The sequence below is a fragment of the Arthrobacter sp. Soil762 genome, assembly GCF_001428335.1.
Lineage (GTDB): Bacteria > Actinomycetota > Actinomycetes > Actinomycetales > Micrococcaceae > Arthrobacter.
The window spans coordinates 56,529-70,441 of the sequence record NZ_LMSG01000021.1 but is presented as its reverse complement, the minus strand read 5'-3'; the positions used below and the strand labels follow the sequence as shown (position 1 = coordinate 70,441).

The 13,913-nt window shown below is 66.9% G+C and carries 12 protein-coding genes; 8 read left to right on the top strand and 4 right to left on the bottom strand.

Translation table 11 applies throughout. The features are described from left to right. Window positions 1–10 precede the first annotated feature (10 nt). The 4 genes from ASG77_RS18050 (at window position 11) to ASG77_RS18035 (ending at window position 3,369) form a co-directional block, all read left to right on the top strand. Window positions 11–1,165, top strand: coding sequence for a uroporphyrinogen-III synthase (locus ASG77_RS18050; RefSeq protein ID WP_056348101.1), 1,155 nt, complete (start codon window positions 11–13; stop codon window positions 1,163–1,165). Window positions 1,166–1,371: 206 nt separating this feature from the next. Further along, window positions 1,372–2,244 carry an FAD-dependent oxidoreductase gene (locus ASG77_RS18045; RefSeq protein WP_056348099.1) on the top strand — a complete coding sequence of 291 codons (873 nt, stop codon included), beginning with the start codon at window positions 1,372–1,374 and terminating at the stop codon, window positions 2,242–2,244. Between the two features lie 101 nt (window positions 2,245–2,345). Further along, window positions 2,346–3,071 carry a deoxyribose-phosphate aldolase gene (gene deoC / locus ASG77_RS18040; protein WP_056348098.1) on the top strand — a complete coding sequence of 242 codons (726 nt, stop codon included), beginning with the start codon at window positions 2,346–2,348 and terminating at the stop codon, window positions 3,069–3,071. A gap of 52 nt (window positions 3,072–3,123) precedes the next feature. Next, the gene (locus tag ASG77_RS18035; protein WP_056348095.1) at window positions 3,124–3,369 is read left to right on the top strand and encodes a hypothetical protein; all 246 of its coding nucleotides are present in this window, start codon (window positions 3,124–3,126) and stop codon (window positions 3,367–3,369) included. 122 nt (window positions 3,370–3,491) lie between these two features. Here ASG77_RS18035 and ASG77_RS18030 read toward each other — a convergent pair whose 3' ends face one another. Together ASG77_RS18030 and mfd are read right to left on the bottom strand one after the other, a co-directional pair. Continuing rightward, entirely contained in the window at window positions 3,492–4,313 is an 822-nt protein-coding gene (locus ASG77_RS18030) for a metal-dependent hydrolase (protein WP_056348093.1), read from the bottom strand. A 6-nt stretch (window positions 4,314–4,319) separates the two neighbouring features. Beyond that, window positions 4,320–8,000, bottom strand: a complete 3,681-nt coding sequence (gene mfd / locus ASG77_RS18025) for a transcription-repair coupling factor (protein ID WP_056348091.1) — start codon at window positions 7,998–8,000, stop codon at window positions 4,320–4,322. Window positions 8,001–8,229: 229 nt separating this feature from the next. On the opposite strand from mfd, the gene ASG77_RS18020 reads away from it, so the two are divergent. From ASG77_RS18020 to nhaA, 4 genes are all read left to right on the top strand, one after another. After that, window positions 8,230–9,732, top strand: a complete 1,503-nt coding sequence (locus ASG77_RS18020) for an SDR family oxidoreductase (protein WP_156380379.1) — start codon at window positions 8,230–8,232, stop codon at window positions 9,730–9,732. Between the two features lie 47 nt (window positions 9,733–9,779). Continuing rightward, the gene (locus tag ASG77_RS18015) at window positions 9,780–10,277 is read left to right on the top strand and encodes a DUF2505 domain-containing protein (RefSeq protein WP_056348089.1); all 498 of its coding nucleotides are present in this window, start codon (window positions 9,780–9,782) and stop codon (window positions 10,275–10,277) included. Window positions 10,278–10,282: 5 nt separating this feature from the next. Continuing rightward, window positions 10,283–10,504, top strand: coding sequence for an SCO4848 family membrane protein (locus ASG77_RS18010; RefSeq protein WP_056348087.1), 222 nt, complete (start codon window positions 10,283–10,285; stop codon window positions 10,502–10,504). Between the two features lie 71 nt (window positions 10,505–10,575). After that, on the top strand, window positions 10,576–11,889 hold the full coding sequence (nhaA, locus tag ASG77_RS18005) for a Na+/H+ antiporter NhaA (RefSeq protein ID WP_056348085.1): 1,314 nt from the start codon (window positions 10,576–10,578) through the stop codon (window positions 11,887–11,889). Window positions 11,890–11,942: 53 nt separating this feature from the next. Here nhaA and sufU read toward each other — a convergent pair whose 3' ends face one another. Together sufU and ASG77_RS17995 are read right to left on the bottom strand one after the other, a co-directional pair. Next, window positions 11,943–12,392: a Fe-S cluster assembly sulfur transfer protein SufU gene (gene sufU, locus ASG77_RS18000; protein ID WP_056348083.1), complete on the bottom strand. Its 450-nt coding sequence runs from the start codon at window positions 12,390–12,392 to the stop codon at window positions 11,943–11,945. Window positions 12,393–12,416: 24 nt separating this feature from the next. Continuing rightward, entirely contained in the window at window positions 12,417–13,742 is a 1,326-nt protein-coding gene (locus ASG77_RS17995; RefSeq protein WP_056348080.1) for a SufS family cysteine desulfurase, read from the bottom strand. Window positions 13,743–13,913: the final 171 nt, after the last annotated feature.

The window sequence follows — 13,913 nt, the reverse complement described above, 5'->3', positions numbered from 1 at the left end:
ATTGACCCCCATGACCGCACTGGCACCCGCTGAACCCGCCCAGCTTGAAGAGACCTCCGGGCCGGAGGCTGCGGGCTCCCCGCTGGAGGGCTTCCGCATCGGAGTCACCTCGCACCGGCGCTCCCGGGACCTCATCGAGGCCTTGGAACGCCGCGGCGCGGAAGTACTGCACGCGCCGGCCCTCAAGATCGCCCCGGTGCAGGAGGACATCCGCCTCATCGAGGACACCAAGGCCATCATCGCCGCGCGCCCCGACCTGTGCATCGCCACCACGGCGTACGGCATGCGCCGCTGGTGCGAAGCTGCCGATTCCTTTGGGATCGGTGAGCAGCTGCTGGAAACCCTCGGGGCCTGCCGGATGTTCGTCCGGGGCCCCAAAGCCCGCGGCGCCGTCCGCGCGGCCGGACTCGCCGACGTCGGAATCAGCAGCGACGAAACCACCGCAACGCTGGTGGACATGCTGCTCGCCGAGGGCGTGCGCGGCAAGACCGTGGCCGTGCAGCTGCACGGCTACACGGACGTCCGGCAGCTTGAACGCCTGCGTATGTCAGGCGCCACGGTCCTGACGGTCACCCCCTACCGCTGGGTAAAGCCCGACGGCGAAGACCGGCTTCCCCGCCTCATCGAGGCTGTGTGCAGCGGCAACCTGGACGTGCTCACCTTCACCAGCGCCCCCGCCGTCGACGCCGTGTGGAGCACCGCCCACGAAATGGGCGTCTACAAGCAGCTCATCGAAAGCCTGAAAACCAACGTCACCACGGCAGTGGTGGGGCCCGTCACGGCCCAGCCCCTGCTCGACGCCGGTATCTCGCCGCTCATTCCGGAACGGTTCCGGATGGGCGCCCTCATCCGGCTGGTGTGCGAGCACCTCGCCCTGAACCATGTGCGGCGGCTGGACACCGCGTCCGGCAATCTTGAGCTGCGCGGCCGCAGCCTGCGCGTCGACGGAGCGCAGGTTGAGCTGGCGCCTGCGCCGCTGCTGCTGCTGCGGGCCCTCCTGGGGGCCGGTGGGGCCGTGCTTTCCCGGGAATCGCTGTCGGAGCTGCTCGAGCTGAAGGGCTCGGTCCACGCCCTGGACATGACTGTCAGCCGCCTGCGGTCATCGCTGCCGGACGGCCGCCTGGTGGAGACTGTGGTCAAGAGGGGTTACCGGATCCGCGTCTAGGGACGCGGGCTCCGGCCGCGTTTGTGTCATTCCGGAGCGCACTGAGAGGTGCGTCACGGGTTCTGTTACCGGCCGGTAAACGTTGGCGAACAAAGGGCGTTTTCCCAGCAACAGCGGGGAAACACGGTGGAAAAACGGGCAGCCTACGCTGGGATTCATCACGAAGTCCCGGCCGCTCCAGCGGCCGCCAGCGAAAGGGCCAGCACATGTCCGCTCCGGCACCGTCCACGTCAGTTTCCCCGGCTCCGCGCATCGTCATTGCCGGGGCCGGGCCCGCCGCACAGGCGCTGGTCCGCCAGCTGGACGGTGCCCGCTTTCGCGGCACCGTCACCGTCCTCAGCAACCGGGACGACGCTCCCGCCGAACTCCTGGAGCTCGCAGAGCTGCCGCAGGTATCATTCCGCTTCGGCCAGCCAGCCAGCTTCATCGACGCGGAGAACCGCTCCGTCACCACCGCCGACGGCATGGAACTCAGCTACGACGAACTGGTCATCGCCACCGGATCAGCGCCCGTTGCGTCCCCCGTGGCGGGCGCCGGCCGCTGCCTGAGCTACTCCACGATCGACGATGCCGCCCGGATCGGCGACGCCGTCAAGGAAGTGACGCGGGAACTGGGCCGGCGGCCACTGGGGATCCTCGTGGGAACCGGCGCGGCAGCGGGCCAGGCCGAAGCGGTGCTGCGGGCCCGCGGCGTCAGGCCCATCCGCACAACGGTCCGGCCGGCCGCCGTTGTGCACTCCATCGCCGGCTCGGGCCTGACCGCTTCCGGCATTGTCTTCGAGGACGGCAGCAGCATGAACGGCGACCTGGTTGTCCTGGCCGAAGAGCGGGTTGCCCGCGATGGACTCGCCGCCAGCGCCAGACTCGCCACCGCCCCCAACGGCGGAATCGCCATCAGCAAGGACTTCAGGACATCGGTCGCCGGCATCTGGGCGATTGGTGACGCCGCAGCGTTCGACGGCGTCCGGCTGGGACTGCTGGTCGCCGCGGCTTCTGCCGCTGGAGCCTGCGCCGCGCAGCTGATGACGGCTACATCAGCGGCGGAAGGTGTGGCTGAGCGCGTGCCTGCGGCCGCGTAAGCGTCCGCCCGCCGCAACACCCGCTGTGACAAGATGGTCACCTGAACAGCCACGCACCGCGTGGCTCCGGCGGCCCACAAGGCCACATGGAAAGGACCATCATGAGCAACGCAGCCACTCCTACCGACCAAACTGGAGCCGGTACGGTCTCAGCGTCGGGCAACATCGCTTCCTACATCGACCACACGCTCCTCAAGCCCGAGGCCAGCGAAGCGGAGATCCTCAAAGTCTGTGCCGAGGCCGCTGAGTACCACTTCAAGTCGGTCTGCGTGAACCCCCTCTGGGTCAAGACAGTCAAGACCGCGCTTAAGCGGTCCGGCGTCCTGACGTGCTCGGTGATCGGCTTTCCCCTGGGTGCCACGCCCAGCGACGTGAAGGCTTTTGAAGCCCGCGGCGCGGTACTGGATGGTGCGGACGAGATCGACATGGTCATCAACATCGCAGCAGCCCGCGCCGGTGACAAGGGCGCGCTGGTGGACGATATCGCCGCCGTCGCGGAGGCGGTCCACACGGGCGGAGCCATCCTGAAGGTCATCATCGAAACCGCATTGCTCAGCGACGACCAGAAGGTCCTTGCCTGCCAGGCGTCCGTTGAAGCCGGGGCGGATTTCGTCAAGACATCCACGGGGTTCAACGGCGGGGGTGCCACGGCCGAGGACATCGCCCTGATGCGCCGCACAGTCGGCCCCGATCTCGGCGTCAAGGCGTCCGGCGGCGTACGTTCCCTCGCCGACGCGCAGGCTATGATTGCTGCAGGTGCAACACGTATTGGTGCCAGCTCCGGCATTGCCATCGTCAAGGGTGAACAGGGTTCATCCAGCTACTGACGCCGGCCCGGAGCCGCCACAGTTTGAGCCCCGCGGGGCCGAGGAGGAAACAATGTCCAGCAAGACCACCGAGTCCGGCAACGCCACGGTACAGACCCCCCAGAACGAGAACAGCCTCCTGGGCAGCGTCCTTCTGTTTGTGACCATGATGGCGCTGTTCCTGGGCTCCATCTACTCCCTGTCCTTCCTCACGCTCGGCAACCCGTGGCCGATGGCCGCCTGCCTGGGCATGTTTTTCCTGGCGTTCTGGATCCCGCAGACCATCACCGGCCGCTCCGATTCAGCCGGCGGCAAGTAAGAACCCTCGGTAACTTAAAAGGCTGCGGCCCCGGATATTCCGGGGCCGCAGCCTTTTAAGTCATGGACTTAGAGCACGGACGCCAGAGACCGGCCGCTGAAGTTCAGGCCGTGCTGCCCGCGTCAGCCCGCGCCAAGCAGGCGGCTGACCGTGGTCTTTCCGATCGCCATGGCGGCCGGGAAATGTGCCTTCGCCAACGACCAGGCAGCTACGCACATGCCCACCATCGCGTAGGCGCTCACCGGGATCAGCACCAGCCACTCGCGGCGGGAACCCGCGCGGCCCAGCAGCGGCAGGGAAAAGGCGCCGTTGGCTTTCCAGACGTCGTTGAGCACCGGCAGCTTCCGGAGAAACTTCGGTGGCTTGATGACAATCGGCCAGAGCAGCGGCACGCCCCCGGTGGTGATCATGTCCCCCACGATGTGGACCACTACACCGGTCAGCATCGATACGGGCAGCCAGGTCCACTGCTCCGGCGCGAACCAGGTCACCAGTCCGGCCATGGCCAGGGCAAAGATCCAGTTGCTGATAAATCCTGACTTGGGAAACAGCTTCAGCGCCTTGGCCGCAATGTTGATCATGAACATGCACAGCAGGCCGGCACCCACGGACAGCAGGCCCCAGTCCGTCTGCAGCTGGAACTGCCCGGCCATCATGGCCAGCAGCACAAAGAACGCGGCACCGAGCACCGAGTGGGTGCCTTGCCGGTGCCCGCCGCTGGCGTTCTCAATACCCACGGCAATCAGGTTGGAGAGCGGCGGCAGCGAGTTGGCCACGGTGCTGTGGCGGTGGTCCCAATCGCACACCAGCGCAGTCCCCGCCGTCGCCATCCCGCCGATGACGATTCCCGTGGCGTCCAGCGGATACCAGCCCAGCGTGTACGGCCCCGTTGAGGCAATAGCTACCCACGCCGCGGCCCCAGACGCGGCGTGATGTCCTCCCATCAAGCTCTAACTCACCGCCAGTGGTGCGTCGGAGAAGATGTTGCGGATGACCCCGTTGGCCCATTCCAGGATTTCGGCGTCCTGCAGGTCGCGGCCGCCGATCCTCGCCGTCTTGGGCTTCGGAATCAGCACCGCGTCCAGGGCGGGCTTGGACTGGGACCCCGGGTACATCCGGGTCAGCCGCATCAGCTTCGACTCCGGCAGCTGCGCGGGCGAGAACTTGATGAAGTTCCCCTGGAGCGCGACGTCGGACAGGCCGGCTTCGCGGGCACCCACCCGGAAGCGGGCCACGGCAATGAGGTTCTGGACCGGCAGCGGCGGCTCACCGTAACGGTCCACAAGCTCGGCCAGGACCTCCTCGATGGCCTCGTACGTCAACGCGGAGGCCAGCTTGCGGTAGGCCTCCAGGCGGAGCCGCTCCCCCGGCACATAATCGTGCGGGAGGTGGGCGTTGACCGGCAGCTCGATCTTCATTTCGGCGGCCTTTTCCTCGGCGTCGCCGCGGAAGTCGGCCACCGCCTCACCCACCAGGCGGATGTAGAGGTCGAAGCCGACGCCCTGGATGTGGCCGGACTGCTCGCCGCCCAGCAGGTTGCCGGCGCCGCGGATTTCGAGGTCCTTCATGGCCAGCTGCATGCCGGCTCCGAGCTCGTTGTGTGTGGCCACGGCCTTGAGGCGTTCCAGGGCCACCTCGCCCAGGGGCTTCTCGGACGGGTACAGGAAGTAGGCATAGGCGCGTTCACGGCCGCGGCCCACCCGGCCGCGGAGCTGGTGCAGCTGGGAGAGGCCGTACTTGTCGGCCCCGTCCACGATCAGCGTGTTGGCGTTGGAGATGTCCAGGCCGGTTTCGATGATGGTGGTGCACACCAGGACGTCAAAGCGCTTTTCCCAGAAATCCACGATGATCTGCTCCAGCCGGCTCTCGGACATCTGTCCGTGTGCCACCTCAACACGTGCTTCCGGAACCAGTTCACGGATCTTCGCGGCTGTCCGGTCGATGGTGGACACCCGGTTGTGCACAAAGAACATCTGGCCTTCGCGCATCAGCTCACGCCGGATGGCCGCCGAGGTCTGCTTGTCCGTGTACGGGCCCACATATGTGAGGACGGGGTGGCGTTCCTCCGGCGGGGTGGCCAGCGTGGACGTTTCCCGGATGCCCGTCAGTGACATCTCCAGGGTCCGCGGAATCGGGGTAGCGCTCATGGCCAGCACGTCCACGTTGGTCCGCATTTTCTTCAGTGCTTCCTTATGCTCCACACCGAAGCGCTGCTCCTCGTCCACGATCACCAGGCCCAGATCCTTGAACGCGAAGTCCTTGGACAACAGGCGGTGGGTGCCGATGACGACGTCAACGGAGCCGCTCTTGACCCCCTCAACGGTCTCTTTGGTTTCCTTGGTCCCCTGGAACCTGGACAAGGCCTTGACCCGCAAAGGGAAGCCGGAGAAGCGCTCGGTGAACGTTTCGAAGTGCTGCTGGGCGAGCAGGGTGGTGGGCACCAGGATCGCCACCTGCTTCCCGTCCTGGACCGCCTTGAACGCGGCCCGGACGGCGATCTCGGTTTTGCCGTAGCCCACGTCGCCGGACACCAGGCGGTCCATGGGGATCTCGCGCTCCATGTCCGCCTTGACCTCATTGATGGTGGTCAGCTGGTCCGGCGTCTCCACGTACGGGAAGGCCTCCTCCAGCTCACGCTGCCACGGAGTGTCCGGCCCGAAGGCATGGCCCTTGGAGGCCATCCGCGCGGAGTACAGCCGGATGAGCTCGCCGGCGATCTCCTTGACGGCCTTGCGTGCCTTGGACTTGGTGCTGGCCCAGTCGGAGCCGCCCATCTTGCTGAGCACAGGGGTATCGCCGCCAACGTAGCGGGTCACCTGGTCCAGCTGGTCGGTGGGGACAAACAGGCGGTCCCCGGGGGCGCCGCGCTTGGACGGGGCGTATTCCAGGACCAGGTACTCGCGGACGCCGTCTCCGCCGCCGGCCACCTTGCGCTGGATGAGTTCGATGAAGCGGCCAATGCCGTGCTGTTCGTGCACCACGGAATCGCCGTTGACCAGCTGCAACGGGTCCACGGCGTTCCGCCGCTTGGACGGCATGCGCCGCATGTCCTTGGTGGAGCCTGCGGAGGTCCGTCCCAGCAGATCCGCTTCGGTGAGCAGCCCCAGCTTGAGGCTGTCCAGGACAAAACCGCGTCCGACGGCGGCAGTGGTCACCTCGATGATGCCCGCCTGCGGCTCCTTCTCAAGGGTGTCCACCCTGGCGCAGGGGATGTCGGCGTCGTGGAAAAGTTCCGCCAGGCGCTGCGCCGGGCCGGGACCCTCCGTGGCCACTACGATCCGCCACTGGTCCCGGACGTGGGAGCCGATGAAGTCCATCATCTCGGCCACATCACCCTGGTACCCGCGCGGTTCGCGGGCGCGGAGGTTCAGGACGTCAATCTCGGGCAGCAGCTCCTCGTCAGTGGCCAGCGACGTGATGGACCACCAGGACACCTCGTGCTCCAGCGAGAAGCTCCGGGTTTCGGCCAGGGAACGGAAGCTGGCTGAGTGCAAAGCTGCCGACGCCTGCGAACTGAGGTCCAGTGGAGCCGTGCCGCCATCCGAGGCCGTGGACCAGGCTGCTTCCAGGAACTCCTCGTTGGTGGCCGCAAGATCATGTGCGCGCCGGCGGACCTTTTCCGGTTCAATGATCACCGAGATGGACCCGGCGGGCAGCTGCTCCACGAACGGGACCATAGCGTCCACCAACACCGGGGCCAGGGATTCCATCCCTTCCACGGCGATGCCGCCGGCGATCTTCTCCAGCATGTCCGCGGCCGCGGGAAGCTGCGCCTTCAGGGTGGCCGCGCGCGACATCACCGACGGCGTGATGAGGATTTCGCGGCAGGGCGGGGCGTGGAGCTCGGCGGGGTGGTGCACCCCGGGCGCCGCCAGCGAGCGCTGGTCGGCCACCGCGAACCAGCGCATCTGGTCCACCTCGTCACCGAAGAACTCCACGCGGATCGGATGGTCCTCGGTGGGCGGGAAGACGTCGATGATGCCGCCGCGGACGGCAAACTCGCCACGGCGGGTGACCATGTCCACGCGTGCGTAGGCGGCATCGGCAAGGCTCCGCACCACGCTGGAGAACGGCATGTCCTGTCCCACCTTCAGGGTGACCGGAACCAGGTCACCCAGCCCGGCGACGATCGGCTGGACCACCGCGCGGACCGGTGCCACCACTACACGCAACCGGCCCGCCGTCGAACTTTCCGGGTGCGCCAGGCGGCGCAGGACGGACAGCCGGCGGCCCACGGTGTCCGAGCGGGGCGAGAGCCGTTCGTGCGGCAGGGTTTCCCAACTGGGAAACTCGGCCACTGAATCGGCCGGCAGGTAAGCGCGCAGGGCTGATGTCAGATCCTCCGCTTCGCGTCCCGTAGCGGTGACCGCCAGAACTACAGGAGGGAGCCCGCCTTCGGGAGTTCCTTCGTCGGAGCCGGCGTCCAGGCCGTCTGCCATTTCCGCCAGCAGGACGGCGCGGAGTCCGGCCGGCGCGCTGATCTGGTAGTCCTGGCCCCGGACGTCAAAACCCCTGGCCGCCTCCGCCTGGACCCGCGCGAACGTCTGGTCTTCTGCCAGGACACGGCGCAGTCCGGTCAGCGAGGGACCACCGTTGGACGGGCCAGGATGGGACGGGCCAGTGGGGCTCATGGCGGAAACTCCTGTGGGTTCATGGGATCGCAGGCAACACGAAAGCCCGAAATTCACTTCGAATCCCGGGTCATCCCAGCCTACCCCTGCCCCGGGGCCCGCCGGGCACCCCGTTGCTAAGCTTGCTGAGGAAGCGCGCCTGTTGTGCGCCTCCGCCTGCCGGCCTGAGGAGCTTTCAGTGAGCGATAGCAATAGTCCGAGCGACACTCCCCCCACCGTGGCACCGGGGATGGCGCGAACCGTCCTGGTGACCGGCGCCACCGGCTACATCGGCGGCCGCCTGGTCCCCCGGCTGCTGGAGGCCGGGCACACCGTCAAGGTCCTGGTCAGGACCCCGGCAAAGATCGCCGGCGTGCCGTGGCTGGGCAAGGTTGAGGTCATCGAGAGCAGTCTCGACGACGGCGGAGCCCTGGAGCAGGCGCTGGCCGGCGTCGACGTGCTCTACTACCTCGTCCACTCCATGGCCTCCGGCGCCGGCTTCGAATCCAAGGAAAAGGCCATGGCGGAAACGGCGGCCACAGCCGCTGCCGCAGCCGGCGTGGGCCGGATCGTCTACCTGGGCGGCCTGCACCCGGCCAACGTGGAACTGTCCACCCACATGCGGTCCCGGGAAGCCGTGGGAAAGATGTTCCTGGACAGCACGGTGGACGCGGTGGTCTTCCAGGCCGGGGTGGTGATCGGTTCCGGGTCCGCGTCCTTCGAAATGATCCGCCACCTGTCCGAAACGCTTCCGCTGATGCCGGCCCCGAGCTGGGTGCGCAACAAGATCGAGGCAATCGCCGTCCGGGACGTGCTGCACTACCTGGTGGGCGCCGCATCCTTGGACGGGCCCGTCAACCGCACCTTCGACATCGGCTGCCGGCAGGTCCTGAGCTACGCGGGCATGATGAAGGAATACGCCGCCGAGGCCGGGCTGCCGTACCGGGTGGTGCTGGCTCTGCCCATTCCCGCCCCGAGGCTCGCCGGCATGTGGGTGGCCCTGACCACGCCCATCCCGCTGTCCATGTCGCTCCCGCTCGTCGAGTCGCTGCAGCACGATGCCGTGTCCCGCGAGCACGACATCGACGCCCATATCCCGGTGCCGGCGGGCGGCCTGACCCCGTACCGGCGGGCCGTTGCCCTCGCCCTGGGCAAGGAGCGTGACGGCCAGGTGGAAACCACATGGTCAAATGCCGGGGCCGACGCCGATCCGCTGCCCAGCGATCCGGACTGGGCAGGCCACACGGTCTACGTGGATGAGCGGACCTTCCACGGCGATGTTGATCCCGCCCACGTGTGGACCATCATCGAAGGAATCGGCGGCCGGAACGGCTGGTATTCCCTGCCGCTGGCATGGCGGGTACGTGGCTGGCTGGACAAGCTCACCGGCGGCGCGGGCCTGCTGCGGGGACGAAGGCACCCCGGCACCCTGGCCTCGGGCGAAGTGGTGGACTGGTGGCGCGTGGAACAGATCGAGCGTGGAAAACTGTTGCGCCTCCGCGCGGAGATGCGCGCCCCCGGACGCGCCTGGCTTGAACTGTCCGTGGAACCTGACGGGACGGGCAGCCGCTACCGGCAGCGGGCCATTTTCTTCCCCAAGGGCCTGAGCGGAAAGCTCTACTGGCTTGCCGTGCTGCCCTTCCACAGCCTCATATTTCCGGCCATGGCACGGAACATCACCACGGCGGCACAGAAAATCGCCAGCGCCGACAGCGCGGAAGCCGGTTCCAACAACACGCATCGCTCCCCGTAGGATGTGGGGAGCAAAAGCGTTCTGACCTACACATCACTGGAGGACCCATGGCACTGAGTGCAACCACTACCCTTCCGCACGCCGTCGACAGCGTCGCTGCCGTCTTTATCAACGAGGACTTCCAGCGGCACACGAGCCAATTCGTTGGCGGAACACTTGAATCCTTCGAGGTGGCCGGAGACGTTGACGGAGTGTTCAGCACCACCTCGGTCCGCACGCTGCCCACAACCCGGCTGCCGGAAATCGCCCGTAAGTTCGTGGGCGAAAAGCTCACGGTGACGCAGGTGGAGAACTGGGACGCCCCGGCGGCCGACGGTTCCCGCCAGAGCAACATCACGCTGAAGATCGCCGGCGCCCCCCTTGATGTGACCGCGGTCCAGCGGCTCGTCGCGGAGGGCGGCAGCACGCGCATTGAACTCGAAGGCAACGTGACCTCCTCCGTCCCGTTCCTGGGCGGCAAGATCGCCGAGGCAGCTGAGCCCATGGTGGCCAAGGCCCTGAACATCCAGTCACAGCAGGCCCAGGCCTGGCTCGAAAGCCACTAGGGCCCATGCAACTCCCCCTGTTTGCGGGCGTGGTCCTGACCATCGCCGGCCTCTGGTCCCTGGTGGTCTGGCCGCAGTTCCTGCGCCGCGTGATGAAGGATCCCAGGGCGCGGGACGCTGCCGGCAAGGCCACAAAGTTCCTCACCGTTCACGTGGTGCTGGTCAGCATCTCGATGGTGCTGGGAGCTGCCACTGCCGTGATCGGGGTTATGGGCCTGCTCGGGTAGGCTGGACACAGGTGCGCCGGGAAGTCTGGTCGGCAACAGTTTTGCCGACCCCTTAATTCCAGGAGCCACCCATGGCCAAGCGCCCGTCCCGCCCCGCCTTCACTGCCAAAGTCCTCAGCCGCTCAAGCTACGCCGAATTCCTGCGGATCTCAGAGATCCTCAGGCTGGAAACAGCCGGCGGTGCCCTCCTTTTGCTGGCCACAGCCGCGGCCCTCATCTGGGCCAACTCGCCGGCGGCTGAGGGCTACTTCGCGCTGCGTGACCTGAAAATCGGCTATGAGCCCTGGCACCTCCGGCTCTCCGTGGGGCATTGGGCGTCAGACGGTCTTCTGGCCATCTTCTTCTTCCTGGCCGGCCTGGAACTCAAGCGGGAGTTTGTTACCGGTGAACTCCGCAAAGTGTCCAAGGCGGTGGTTCCGGTGGCCGCGGCCGTGGGCGGCGTGGCAGTTCCGGCCCTGATCTACACGCTGCTGAACCTGGGCCAGGACGCCGAGAGCCTGCGGGGCTGGGCCATTCCCACAGCCACCGATATCGCCTTTGCCCTGGCCGTGCTGGCCGTCATCAACACGCACCTGCCTGCGGCCCTCCGGACCTTCCTGCTCACCTTGGCCGTAGTGGATGACCTGCTGGCCATCGGCATCATCGCCTTCTTCTACTCGTCCGGACTGCAGCCGCTCTTCCTGTTGGCGGCACTGGTTCCGCTGGGGCTGTTTACCCTGCTGGCCCAGAGGAGGGTCCGCAGCTGGTACCTGTTGCTGCCGCTGGCCGCCGCCACCTGGGGACTCGTGCACGCTTCCGGCATCCACTCCACGGTGGCCGGTGTGCTGCTCGCTTTTGCCGTCCCGGTGCTGGCGTCGCGGAAACGCGGTGAGGCGGGTTCCGGTATGGCTGAGTCCCTGGAACACCGGCTCCGCCCGCTTTCGGCAGGTTTCGCCGTCCCGGTCTTCGCCTTCTTTTCCGCCGGAGTTGCCGTGGGTGGCCTCGACGGCTTCCGGTCTGCCCTGGCGGATCCGGTGGCGGTGGGAATTGTGGCCGCCTTGGTGGCCGGTAAAACGATTGGAGTGTTCGGCACTACCTACCTGATCACTAAGACCACCAGGGCAAAGCTCGACGACGGCCTGGCCTGGATCGATGTTGCCGGCCTTGCGATGTTGGCCGGAGTGGGCTTCACGGTGTCGCTGCTGATCGCCGAGCTGAGCTTTGGTGCGGGCTCGGCCCACGATGACCACGCGAAGGTGGCCATCCTCACCGGATCACTGGTTGCCGCCCTGCTCGCCGCCGTGGTGCTCCGGCTGCGGAACCGGCATTACCGCGCAGTGGAACTTGCGGAACGGCATGATGCTGACGGCGACGGCATCCCGGACGTTTTCGAGCACCGGGGCTGAAGGCCGCGGTTGGGCTCCGGCCCGGGTTCGGGCTGGCTTAGGACGGTGAAGGCCTAGGCTGCCTGGTTCAGGGCGTCCTCGGCGGCAACCCAGGAAATCATGGCGCACTTAACGCGCGCGGCGTAGCGGGCCACACCCTCGAAAGCCGCGGCGTCGCCCAGGATCTCGGGATCGGCATGGATCTTCCCGCGTGAGCGGAGCACTTCGCGGAAGTTGCCAATGACGGCGTGGAGCTCGTCCACGGTCATTCCCTCCGCGAGTTCGCTGAGGACCGACGCCGATGCCATCGAGATGGAACACCCTTCGCCGTCCCAGGAAATCTGCGCCACCTTGCCGTCTTCCACAGCCACCCGCAGCGTTACTTCGTCGCCGCAGACCGGGTTGAGTTGGTGGGACTGACCCATGGACGCCCCCGCGGGCGCGGCGATGCCTGCCAGTCCGCTGCCGTGACGGGCTTTGGAATGGTCAAGGATGATCTGCTGATACAGCTGGTCAAGGCTCATGGTGGTGTACCTTCGGTGATCGCGCTAGACGCGGAAGTAGGAGCGGACTCCGGCGACGGCTTCCAGGAAGGCATCGACGTCGTCGGTGGTGTTGTACAAGTAGGCGCTTGCCCTGGTGGTTGCGGTCAGGCCCAAGCGGCGGTGCAGCGGCTGGGCGCAATGGTGACCCACGCGGACGGCGATGCCCCGGGAATCCAGGAACTGCCCGACGTCGTGCGCGTGCACACCGTCGACGTGGAACGCGGCAAGGCCGATCCGTTCCTGTCCCGCGGCGGGCCCCAGGACCCGGATGCCGGGAATGGACTCCAGCCCCGCCACCATCCGCTGGCCGAGCTCCGATTCCCAGCGGTGCACGCGGTCCAGGCCGGTTTCCGTGAGGTAGTTGGCCGCGGCGGCCAGGGCAACGGCCTGCGAGATGCGCTGGGTACCGGCCTCGAAGCGCTGCGGCGCGGGCAGGTACTCGGCCCGCTCCATGGTCACGGTGGTGATCATGGAACCTCCGGTGAGGAACGGTGGCAGCACGTCCAGGAGGTCCTGCTTGCCGTAAAGGACACCGATTCCGGTAGGCGCCAGCATCTTGTGGCCGGAGAAGACGGCGAAGTCGACGTCAAGCTCCTTGACGTTCAACGGCATGTGCGGTGCGGACTGGCAGGCGTCCAGGACCACCAGGGCTCCGGCCCGCCGCCCCAGCGCGACCAGTTCCTGTACGGGATTAATGGTGCCCAGCACGTTGGAGGCGTGGGTGAATGCGAGGACCTTGGTTTTGCTTCCCAGGATCTCGGCCGCCATGTCCAGCCGCAGGGCACCGGCGTCGTCGATGGGGATGTAACGAAGCGTGGCGCCGGTGCGGAACGCCAGTTCCTGCCAAGGGATCAGGTTGGCGTGGTGCTCCATTTCGGTCACCACGATCTGGTCACCCGGGCCCACTGCGAGGTCTTTCAGCCGGGCGTCGCCGCGCCCCTGCGCCGCCCACAGCGCGGCGTTGGACAGCGCGTAGCTGAGCAGGTTCAGGCTTTCGGTGGCGTTGGAGGTCCACACCGTTTCCGCGTAGCCGGCACCGATGAAGTCCGCTATGGTCTGGCGGGCGTCTTCGAAAGCCTCTGTGGCTTCCACGGCAAGGTAGTGGGCCCCGCGGTGCACGGCAGCGTTGCGCTGTTCGTAAAACTCCTGCTCAGCTTCGATGACACTGAGCGGGTTTTGCGAGGTGGCGCCCGAATCGAGGTACACCAGGCGCTGGCCGTTCACCAGCTGGCCAAGTATGGGGAAGTCGTTTCGAATCCTGAGGACTTCGGCGTTATCCATGGCCGGCACTGCGCGTTCCAGCGTGGCAGGCGTTGATACTAGGGCCAAAGCTAAACTCCTTGAGATGCCAATGGATTGACACTCAATTGTCCCACAACACCACTGTGGCGGCGGCCCGATGGGCAACCGCCACAGCAGCTCCGGGCTTCAGCCCGCGGAAGTGAGGGCCGGCGACGGCTGGGGGGAGAGTCTCGGTCTCAGAAGACTCTGACGTCGCCG

Coding starts and splice junctions, on each gene's coding strand:
- ASG77_RS18050 (WP_056348101.1), top strand. CDS start 11: ATGACCGCACTGGCACCCGCTGAACCCGCCCAGCTTGAAGAGACCTCC.
- ASG77_RS18045 (WP_056348099.1), top strand. CDS start 1,372: ATGTCCGCTCCGGCACCGTCCACGTCAGTTTCCCCGGCTCCGCGCATC.
- deoC (WP_056348098.1), top strand. CDS start 2,346: ATGAGCAACGCAGCCACTCCTACCGACCAAACTGGAGCCGGTACGGTC.
- ASG77_RS18035 (WP_056348095.1), top strand. CDS start 3,124: ATGTCCAGCAAGACCACCGAGTCCGGCAACGCCACGGTACAGACCCCC.
- ASG77_RS18030 (WP_056348093.1), bottom strand. CDS start 4,313: ATGGGAGGACATCACGCCGCGTCTGGGGCCGCGGCGTGGGTAGCTATT.
- mfd (WP_056348091.1), bottom strand. CDS start 8,000: ATGAGCCCCACTGGCCCGTCCCATCCTGGCCCGTCCAACGGTGGTCCC.
- ASG77_RS18020 (WP_156380379.1), top strand. CDS start 8,230: ATGGCGCGAACCGTCCTGGTGACCGGCGCCACCGGCTACATCGGCGGC.
- ASG77_RS18015 (WP_056348089.1), top strand. CDS start 9,780: ATGGCACTGAGTGCAACCACTACCCTTCCGCACGCCGTCGACAGCGTC.
- ASG77_RS18010 (WP_056348087.1), top strand. CDS start 10,283: ATGCAACTCCCCCTGTTTGCGGGCGTGGTCCTGACCATCGCCGGCCTC.
- nhaA (WP_056348085.1), top strand. CDS start 10,576: ATGGCCAAGCGCCCGTCCCGCCCCGCCTTCACTGCCAAAGTCCTCAGC.
- sufU (WP_056348083.1), bottom strand. CDS start 12,392: ATGAGCCTTGACCAGCTGTATCAGCAGATCATCCTTGACCATTCCAAA.